The following is a 10,237-nucleotide window of genomic DNA, read 5'->3' on the forward strand; positions in this document are numbered from 1 at the left end:
CTTCTTTTGAACAGACTATTAAAAGGAGCAGGTTTCTATCTATTTATCTTCATAATTATAGTAGGAATAGTTCAATTTTCAGGTAAACCTACAGAAAAAGTAGAAGAAATGCAATTCTCTAAAGTATATAGAGAATTAGTAGATGGAAATGTATCAAGATTATATTTTGTAAATCAGACATCTGTAGAGGGAACAATAAAAGATAAAAACACTAAATTTAGATCATATGTACCGACAGAGGTAATGGGAGATAAATTAGCAGATGAAGTTTTAGAACAGGCAAAAACAGGAAAATTAACATTTGGAGGAGAAGCAAAACCAGCTACACCTTGGTTCTTAGAAATGTTACCAACATTGGTTGTATTATTCTTCATGATAATCCTATGGTTCGTATTTATGAATCAATCTCAAGGTGGAGGCGGAAAAGTTATGAGCTTTGGTAAATCAAAAGCTAAGGTTCATAAGGATGACGAGAAAACTAGAGTTACATTTAAGGATGTAGCAGGATTGACGGAAGAGAAGGAAGATTTACAAGAAGTTGTAGATTTCTTGAAAAATCCAAGAAGATATATTGAATTAGGAGCGAGAATACCAAAAGGTATACTTATGGTAGGGCCTCCAGGAACAGGTAAAACATACTTATCAAGAGCTGTTGCAGGGGAAGCAGGAGTACCTTTCTTCAGTATAAGTGGTTCAGACTTTGTTGAGATGTTTGTTGGGGTTGGGGCATCAAGAGTTAGAGACCTATTTGAACAGGCTAAAAAGAATTCTCCAGCCATAATATTCATAGATGAGATAGATGCTGTGGGTAGAAAAAGAGGAGCAGGACTTGGCGGCGGTCATGATGAGAGAGAACAAACTCTTAATCAACTTCTAGTTGAAATGGATGGATTTGGTGTCAACCAAGGAATTATAATAATGGCTGCAACAAATAGACCAGACATACTTGACCCAGCACTACTTAGACCAGGTAGATTTGATAGACAGGTAGTTGTTGGAACACCAGATATAAAAGGTAGAGAAGCTATATTTAAGGTTCACTCTAAAAATAAACCTTTAGAGGACGATGTAAAAGCTGATGTATTAGCAAGAAGAACACCTGGATTTACTCCAGCTGATATAGAAAACCTAATGAATGAAGCAGCGATACTTACTGCTAGAAAAAAAGAAAAGAAGATAAAAATGGAAACTATAGAAGAAGCTATAACAAAGGTTATTGTTGGTGTAGCTAAAAAATCTAAAGTTATAAGTGAAAAAGAGAGAAAACTTACAGCTTACCATGAAGCGGGGCATGCGGTTTGTGCTCAAGTTCTTGAACATGTAAGTCCTGTACATCAAGTTACTATAATTCCAAGAGGTAGAGCTGGAGGATTTACAATGAGACTTCCACTAGAAGATCAGTTCTACTCAACTAAGAAGGAAATGGAAGAAGAAATAATAGTTTTACTTGGTGGTAGAGTAGCAGAGGAAATAATTCTAAAGGATGTATCAACAGGAGCTTCAAACGATTTAGAGAGAGTATCTGCGACAGCAAGAAATATGGTTACAAAGTATGGTATGAGTTCTAAATTAGGACCTATGACATTTGATAGTGAAGATGAAGTGTTTATAGGAAATAGTATGTCTAGCAAGAGAAATTACTCTGAGGAAATAGCTTCTGAGATAGATAAAGAAGTAAAACGTATAGTTGATGAAGCTTATAAGCTAACAAGACAGAAATTAGAAGAAAATATAGATAGTTTAGAGTACGTTGCTCAAGCATTACTAGTACATGAAACATTAGATGCAGAACAATTTGTTAAAGCATTTAATAAGGAATTACCTCTAGAAATTGCGGCCACAGAAGAAGTAGAAGAGGATTCTTCTATCTTAAACTTATCAAAAGAAGTAAAAGAAGAAACAGAAATAAAAAAAGAAGAAGTAACTAAAGAAGATGGAATAAAATTAGATAAAACTGGATCTAATAAAAAAGATATAGAATAGCTAAAAAAATTGCCTACTTGAGTGAATTTAAATCATTTGAGTAGGCAATTTTATATTTATTGATAATAATTTATTGATGTATAAAAGTATAGGTTTATATAAAGTTGTCAGTCTACATTGATTAAAGATAAATAATTGTTTATTATAAGACATATGAAATAGTGGTGTTTAGTACGTTAGTATTAGATTTTATTATATAGTGTTTAAGGTAGCTGAGTTAAATTGAGTTATATCTATTAAGGTAATGGCATTGTAAATAGGATTGAAAATTATATCTATGCGGAGGTAATATAATGAGAAATAAAATAATAAATATTTTTTTTAAACAAGGCAATGAGTTTGTTTCGGGGGAAGAATTATCAAAACAGCTAGGTGTATCTAGGGCGGCTATATGGAAGCATATAAAGGCGTTGAGAGAAGAAGGATATAATATAGAGTCTGTAAATAAAAAAGGATATAGATTACTAGAAAAACCGGATGATTTGCTGACTTTACAAAACATAGGGTATGACTTAGATACAGAATTTATAGGAAAAAATATAATACATTTTGATACTATAGATTCTACAAATGACTATGCAAAACATATTGCTGTTGATGAAAAGGATGGGACAATAATAATAAGTGAAGAACAGACAAAAGGCAAGGGAAGATTAGGAAGGCAATGGCACTCTAAGGAATCGGAGGGGATTTGGATGAGTATTATTTTAAAACCAGAGATAACTCCATACAAAGCCCCTTTTATAACTTTGGTAGCTGGGGCTAGTATAGTTAAAGCTTTAAACAAACTGGGAGTAAATGCATCGATAAAGTGGCCAAATGACATTATAGTAAATGATAAAAAAATTTGTGGTATACTAACAGAATTATCAGCAGAGATAGAAAGAGTAAATTATGTAGTATTAGGTATAGGAATAAATGTAAAAACTATGGAGTTTGACTCTGAAATATGTGATGTGGCCACATCTTTATATAAAGAGGGGTATGAAGTATCCAGGGTGGATATAGTTAAGAATATATTAACGGAGTTTGAAGTATTGTACTTAGATTATGTAGTTAATAAATCAAAGAAAAAAACTCTAGATATATGTAGAGTGTATTCAGCTATAATAGGCAAAAAAATATATATAATTAGTGACGGTGAAAGAGAATTAGTTAAGTGTTTAGATTTAAATGAAGAGGGGAATTTAATAATAGAGACAGAACAGGGCTTAGTAAAGGAAATTATGTCTGGTGAAGTATCTATAAGAGGAGAAAAGGGTTATGTATAAAAATATACTAGATATAAAGGGGCTAAAGGTTGGACAAGCACAAGATTATGAGGCTCTTACCGGGTGTACGGTTGTGATTTGCGAAGAGGGTGCAACCTGTGGAGTAGATGTAAGGGGATCAGCGCCTGGAACTAGAGAGACGGACTTATTAGATCCCATAAATATGATTCAAAAAGTTCATGCGGTTGTCCTTTCTGGCGGTTCTGCATTTGGTCTTGAATCAACTTGCGGTGTAAGCAGATATTTAGAGGAAAGAAAAATAGGATTTGATGTTGGAGTTACCAAAGTACCGATAGTTGTAGGAGCTGTGTTATTTGATCTTGGGGTAGGAAATCCTAAAGTAAGACCCGATATAAAAATGGGATATGATGCTTGTAAGTCGGCTAGTGATAAAATTTTAAATCAGGGAAACTATGGAGCTGGTTGTGGAGCTACTGTTGGAAAAATAAGAGGAATGGATTATGCAATGAAGGGTGGAGTAGGAAGTTATTCTATAAAACTAGACAATGGATTAGTTGTATCAGCACTAGTTGCAGTTAATGCCCTTGGAGATATATACGAAGATGGAAAAGTGATTGCCGGTGTATTAGATGATACAAAAACTAAAAATCTTAGCACATATGAAATTTTAAAACAGGGAACATGTGACGGAGGGTTTAGCATAGATAATACTACTATAGGGATAGTAGCTACAAATGCTAAACTAACAAAATCAGAATGTAAAAAAGTATCTCAAATGGCTCATAATGGGTATGCAAAGGCTATATTCCCAGTTCATACTCCTCATGATGGAGACACAATATTTACTTTGGCAACTGGAGAGATAGAATCAGATGTTACTTTATTGGGATCGCTAGCCACAGAGGTCATGCAAAAAAGTATTTTAAATGCTATAAAAAATGCAGAAAGTATAGGCAAAATAGTATCATACAAAAATATGTTAAATAAATAAGAATAGTTGACAACAATATTTGCTCTTGATAAAATATGTTTTGTTGTAGCGGGCATTCTAAATAAGAAGCCTGACTTTATACAAAAATTAAACAAGTACAAGTAAGAAAACGAAAAAATTAATAGTCCGGCATCGCTTATGAGCTGGAACGGAGGTGGATTTTTATGATGAACACAAACATATCATCAAAAAAGAAAGTAAATGTTAGACAAATGACTATTATAGGAGTACTTTCTGCAATATCAATAATGTTATCTATGTTACCGATGATAGGGTATATTCCAGTTGGACCTACTAAGGCAACTATAATGCATATACCTGTAATTATAGGTGCAATTGTAGAAGGTCCTGTAGTTGGTGCTGCAATTGGATTTATATTTGGATTGACAAGTCTTATAAAGGCTATAACTGAGCCTACAGTAGTATCTTTTGCATTTATGAATCCTTTGGTATCTATACTACCTAGAGTATTGATGGGGATACTAGCCTATTATGTATATCAAGTCGCAATGAAAATCACTAAAAATGTATATATATCAGGTCTGGTTACAGGAGCAGTAGGCTCACTGTTAAACACAATAGGTGTACTAGGAACTATCTATGTTTTATATGCCCAAAAGTATATGCATGCTATAGGAAGAGACGGATCTGCGGGAAAAGTTATATTAGGTATTGCAGGTATAAATGGAGTACCAGAAGCTATTGTTGGAGCTTTAGTTGTATCAGCTGTTACCATTGTACTTAAGAAAAGCAAAAAATAGAAAGAAGGTTAAAAGCTTATGCTTCTAGTATTTGACGTTGGAAACACGAACATGGTTTTAGGAATATACAAGGATGATAAACTAATAAAATATTGGAGAATTCATACGGATAAAGAAAAGACTTCTGATGAGTATGGAATATTAATAGGGAATTTGTTTCAGCATGATGGAGTAAATATAAATGAAATAGCTGATATAATAATATCTTCTGTTGTACCAGATGTTATGCATTCTCTTGAAAATTTTTGTATAAAATACTGCAATAAACAACCTATGATAGTTGGTCCTGGTATAAAAACTGGATTAAATATAAAATATGATAACCCTAAACAAGTTGGAGCAGATAGGATAGTAAATGCTGTAGCTGCAATAGAAAAATATGGATACCCGAGCATACTTGTTGATTTTGGAACAGCTACTACATTTTGTGCTATATCCAAAGCAGGAGAGTATTTAGGTGGGACAATTGCTCCAGGTATAAAAATATCTAGTGAGGCATTATTCCAAAGGGCATCTAAACTACCAAGAGTAGAATTAGCTAAACCTGGTAAGACTATTTGCAAAAGTACGGTTACAGCTATGCAATCTGGGATAATATATGGTTATGTAGGGTTGGTTGATAAAATAATAGAAATGATGGAAAAGGAATTAAAAAGTGATGATGTTAAGGTAATAGCTACAGGAGGTTTGGCAAATCTTATAGCATCTGAAACTGATAGTATAGATTGTGTAGATAATTTCCTTACACTAGAAGGGCTAAAAATTATCTACAATAAAAATAAAGAGCAATTATAGGGAATTGGGTTATTGCCCAGTTCCTTTTTTGTAAAAGATTGAATTTATTTATTTTATATAAAATTTACTTTAAAATTATATATATGTAAATTTTAACCTAAGTACAGACACATAAAAAGGGTATATAAATTAATGGTTTTATGATAATTAATAACGATGAGTTAATGACTGGATACTATGAATTGATAAGGAGAATAATATGAAAATAGGTGGTTTAGAAATAAAAAATGAGGTATTCCTATCTCCTATGGCTGGAGTTACGGATCTTCCATTTAGATTAATATGCAAAGAGCATGGATGTGGAATGTTATATACGGAAATGATAAACGCAAAGGCACTTTGCTATGATGATGAAAATACAAAGAAAATGTTGAAAATAGACAATAAAGAACATCCAATAGCTGTTCAAATATTTGGGTCTGACCCTGAATATATGGGTAGAGCTGCTGAAATAATGAATTCTTATCCTAATGAGATACTCGATATAAATATGGGGTGTCCAGCTCCCAAAGTAGTAAAAAATGGAGATGGCTCTGCTTTGATGAAAAACCCAAAATTAGCAGAGGAAGTTTTAAAGTCAGTTGTAAAAAATTCAAAAAAGCCTGTTACCCTAAAGATAAGAAAGGGATGGGATGATAACAGCGTAAATGCTGTAGAAATTGCGAAAATAGCAGAAGATTGTGGTATAAGCGCATTGGCTATACATGGTAGAACAAGAGAACAATATTATTCTGGAAAGGCCGATTGGGATATAATTGCACAAATAAAGAGAAATATAAGTATACCAGTTATTGGTAATGGAGATATTTTTACTATAGAAGATGCAATAAATATGTTAGACAAAACAAACTGTAATGCTATAATGATAGGTAGGGGTGCCCAAGGAAATCCTTGGATATTTGAGAGAATAAACCATTATATGAAAACAGGAGAGGTTTTACCAGAACCCGAAGTAGACGAAAGAATAAGGACTGCCATAAAACACTTAAACTTTGCAGTTGAGGAACATGGAGAATATGTTGCGGTGAGAGAAATGAGAAAACATATCGGATGGTATTTAAAAGGTCTTAAAAATTCGGCTAAGTTAAGGGATGAAATTAACAAGATAGAAAGCCATGATGAAGTTATTTGCAAGCTAGAGGGCTACATCCAAGACTCCTTGACATAAGAATAATAGTGACTTATAATATAGCGCATAAATTAAAAAAGTAATTATAAATTTATAACTTGAAAAACAAATAAGTTGAAAAATAAAATGAGGAACATTAATGTTCTTAAAAGTATGTGAAGGAGTTGTAGGGGTTATGGAAGAAAATAAGGAAATATTATTAACTCAAGAAGGTTATCAGAAATTAGAAGATGAATTAGAACTTTTAAAGGTTGTAAGAAGAAAAGAGGTTGCTGAAAGAATAAAAGTGGCAATATCTTTCGGAGATTTATCTGAAAATGCAGAATATGATGAAGCTAAGAATGAGCAAGCACAAGTTGAAGAAAGAATCATAAAGCTAGAAAATATGATTAGAAAAGCTGTTATCATAGATGAGAGTAAAATAGACCTTAACATGGTGACAATCGGTTCTATAGTTAAAGTTAAAGATATAGAGTATGATGAGGAAGTAGAGTACACAATCGTAGGCTCAGCAGAAGCAGATCCTTATGATGGTAAAATATCAAATGAATCTCCTGTAGGAAAGGCCCTTTTAGGAAGATGTAAAGGAGAAACAGTAGAAGTGCATGTTCCTGATGGGATAGCTAAGTTTGAGATACTAGAAATAAGAAGATAATCGGGAGGGAAAAAATGAATAGTGATCAACAAAACATTAAAGCAAATGAAACACAAGAAGACCTTAGCGAAGTACTTCAAGTAAGAAGAGATAAATTAGCTAAACTACAAGAAATGGGGAGAGACCCTTTTAAACAAAGTAGATTTGATAGAGATAACAGCTCTATGAACATAAAAAATAACTTTGAATCTCTTGAAGGTCAAATGGCTAAAATAGCTGGACGTATAATGAGCAAGAGAATACAAGGTAAGGCAGGATTTATAGATATACAAGATCAAGATGGTAGAATTCAGTGTTATGTAAGATTGGATGCTATAGGGGAAGAAGAGTACTCTATATTCTCTACTTATGATATAGGTGATATTATAGGTGTTGAAGGTCAAATTTTCAAAACAAAAAGAGAAGAGATATCTATAAAAGCTAGTAAAGTTGTATTACTAAGCAAGTCTCTTCAAGTTTTACCAGAAAAATACCACGGACTAAAAGACCAAGATTTAAGATATAGACAAAGATACGTTGATCTAATAGTAAATCCAGAAGTTAAACAAGCCTTTTTAACAAGAACGAAAGCTTTAAAGGCCCTAAGAGCTTATTTGGATGAAAGAGGATTCTTAGAGGTTGAGACTCCTATATTAAACACTATAGCTGGTGGAGCTAATGCTAGACCTTTTATAACTCACCACAATACACTAGACATACCAATGTACTTGAGAATAGCTAACGAATTATACTTAAAGAGACTTATAGTTGGTGGGTTTGACAAAGTTTATGAAATGGGAAGAATGTTCAGAAATGAAGGAATGTCTATAAAGCATAATCCTGAGTATACAGCTATAGAATTATATCAAGCTTACGCAGACTACAAAGATATGATGGAAATAACTGAAAATGTTATATCTCATATGGCTGAAGCTGCCACAGGTAGTATGAAAATAGACTATCAAGGGGTAGAAATAGACTTCACACCTCCATGGAGAAGAATGACTATGGAAGAATGTGTAAAAGAATATGCTGGAGTGGATTTCTCTAAAATAGATACAGATGAAGAAGCTCTAAAAATAGCTAAAGAAAAAGGCATAGAAATAACTCCTGGAATGAGAAGAGGAGAAGTTATAAATGCATTCTTTGAAGAATTCGGAGAAGATAAGTTAATACAACCTACATTTATAACTCATCATCCAGTTGAAGTTTCTCCACTAGCAAAGAGAAATGCAGATGATCCAAGAATAACAGATAGATTTGAAGCATTTGCAAATAAATGGGAACTAGCTAATGCTTTCTCAGAACTTAATGACCCTATAGATCAAAAAGGTAGATTTATGGACCAATTAAGAAAGAAAGAGTTAGGTGACGATGAAGCCTGTGATATGGATGAGGACTTCTTAAATGCATTAGAAGTAGGCTTACCTCCAACAGGTGGACTTGGAATAGGAATAGATAGGGTAATGATGCTATTAACAAATTCTTCGTCAATAAGAGATGTTATATTATTCCCTACAATGAAACCTATAGAGGCTAGCCACAAGGCAGAAGAACAAAACTAATATTAAATATAATGGCCTAATAATCTTGGAGTATTTAAAATACTTTATGGTTACTAGGCCTTTTTGCTTACAAAAAAGTATCTAAAGATACTATGAAGCAGTGAATACTATTGCTGGTTTACTGTTAATACAAAATAATTATATGTATATATACCAAAGAAAAGGAATTTTATCATATCGATTTTTCTAGAAAAGCCAAGTAAGTTAGCGTTTAAAAATAACAAATAATAAAAGAACGTGTTGAGTATGCATTAATTCTGAAAGAATAAAAAATAAAAAAAATTATTATGAGAATATAAGGAGAAATTTTTATAAAGGAAATAGTAATAATTATTGAGAATAAGTATATAAAAACTATTGGGGGAATTTTGAGATGTTTCAAATTATGAATGTCTTATGTTTATTATGTGTTTGTGCTTTAACTGTAGATATTATGATATATTTTTGTAAAGATGTAATTAATGTGTTTAATCAAAGTGTAGGGGGAAAATCTAGTAACTTAAAAAATAGAGGGAACAATTTAAGAAAGAAAAAGATACACGCAACTCAATATTCTTATGAAAATAAAATAGCAAGATAAAAATTTAGAATAAAAACAATAAAACTGCATATACTAATAAAGTTACTAAAAGTATGAAGTTTAGTGAATTACTAGGTTGTATTTGTTAATAGATGCAATCTAGTAATTTATTAGAATGCATCTGAAACTATATTCATTATATACATTTTAAAAAAATATCGTTTAAAATTTTAGATGGAAATTTTTTTATAAAAAATTTTAAAAAATGTATTGACTATATAAAATGATGATGGTATAGTATTACTTGTCCTTAAGAAAAGGGCAAAACAAAATAAGAACTTTGAAAATTAAACAGTAGGTTAATTTATAGAATTGAAACAACACAAACCAAGCCAGATATTCAGATAATGATTAGTCTGAGCAAGGAAAACAAAACTTTTATTTGAGAGTTTGATCCTGGCTCAGGATGAACGCTGGCGGCGTGCCTAACACATGCAAGTCGAGCGAACCCTTCGGGGTGAGCGGCGGACGGGTGAGTAACGCGTGGGTAACCTGCCTCATACACATGGATAACATACCGAAAGGTATGCTAATACAGGATAATATATTTTTATCGCATGATAAAAA

Annotated in this window: 9 protein-coding genes and 1 rRNA gene; all 10 read left to right on the forward strand. The window is 32.4% G+C overall.

Features of this window, described 5'->3' with window-relative positions; all coding sequences use genetic code 11:
* Positions 1-6 precede the first annotated feature (6 nt).
* Entirely contained in the window at positions 7-1,983 is a 1,977-nt protein-coding gene (gene ftsH, locus BUB34_RS03445) for an ATP-dependent zinc metalloprotease FtsH (protein ID WP_073124266.1), read from the forward strand.
* Positions 1,984-2,276: 293 nt separating this feature from the next.
* The gene (locus BUB34_RS03450; protein WP_073124268.1) at positions 2,277-3,254 is read left to right on the forward strand and encodes a biotin--[acetyl-CoA-carboxylase] ligase; all 978 of its coding nucleotides are present in this window, start codon (positions 2,277-2,279) and stop codon (positions 3,252-3,254) included.
* Positions 3,247-4,206, forward strand: coding sequence for a P1 family peptidase (locus BUB34_RS03455; RefSeq protein WP_073124270.1), 960 nt, complete (start codon positions 3,247-3,249; stop codon positions 4,204-4,206). The genes BUB34_RS03450 and BUB34_RS03455 overlap by 8 nt, the downstream gene beginning before the upstream one ends.
* 164 nt (positions 4,207-4,370) lie before the next feature.
* Entirely contained in the window at positions 4,371-4,967 is a 597-nt protein-coding gene (locus BUB34_RS03460) for an ECF transporter S component (protein WP_143153300.1), read from the forward strand.
* 18 nt (positions 4,968-4,985) lie between these two features.
* The gene (locus BUB34_RS03465; protein ID WP_073124272.1) at positions 4,986-5,762 is read left to right on the forward strand and encodes a type III pantothenate kinase; all 777 of its coding nucleotides are present in this window, start codon (positions 4,986-4,988) and stop codon (positions 5,760-5,762) included.
* A gap of 199 nt (positions 5,763-5,961) precedes the next feature.
* Positions 5,962-6,930, forward strand: a complete 969-nt coding sequence (dusB, locus tag BUB34_RS03470) for a tRNA dihydrouridine synthase DusB (protein WP_073124274.1) — start codon at positions 5,962-5,964, stop codon at positions 6,928-6,930.
* A 136-nt stretch (positions 6,931-7,066) separates the two neighbouring features.
* On the forward strand, positions 7,067-7,546 hold the full coding sequence (greA, locus tag BUB34_RS03475; RefSeq protein WP_073124286.1) for a transcription elongation factor GreA: 480 nt from the start codon (positions 7,067-7,069) through the stop codon (positions 7,544-7,546).
* A 14-nt stretch (positions 7,547-7,560) separates the two neighbouring features.
* On the forward strand, positions 7,561-9,090 hold the full coding sequence (gene lysS / locus BUB34_RS03480) for a lysine--tRNA ligase (RefSeq protein WP_073124276.1): 1,530 nt from the start codon (positions 7,561-7,563) through the stop codon (positions 9,088-9,090).
* Positions 9,091-9,463: 373 nt separating this feature from the next.
* On the forward strand, positions 9,464-9,670 hold the full coding sequence (locus tag BUB34_RS03485) for a hypothetical protein (RefSeq protein WP_073124278.1): 207 nt from the start codon (positions 9,464-9,466) through the stop codon (positions 9,668-9,670).
* Between the two features lie 378 nt (positions 9,671-10,048).
* Positions 10,049-10,237, forward strand: a 16S ribosomal RNA gene (locus tag BUB34_RS03490); the annotation flags it as partial.

Source organism: Asaccharospora irregularis DSM 2635, assembly GCF_900129815.1.
Classification (GTDB): domain Bacteria; phylum Bacillota; class Clostridia; order Peptostreptococcales; family Peptostreptococcaceae; genus Asaccharospora; species Asaccharospora irregularis.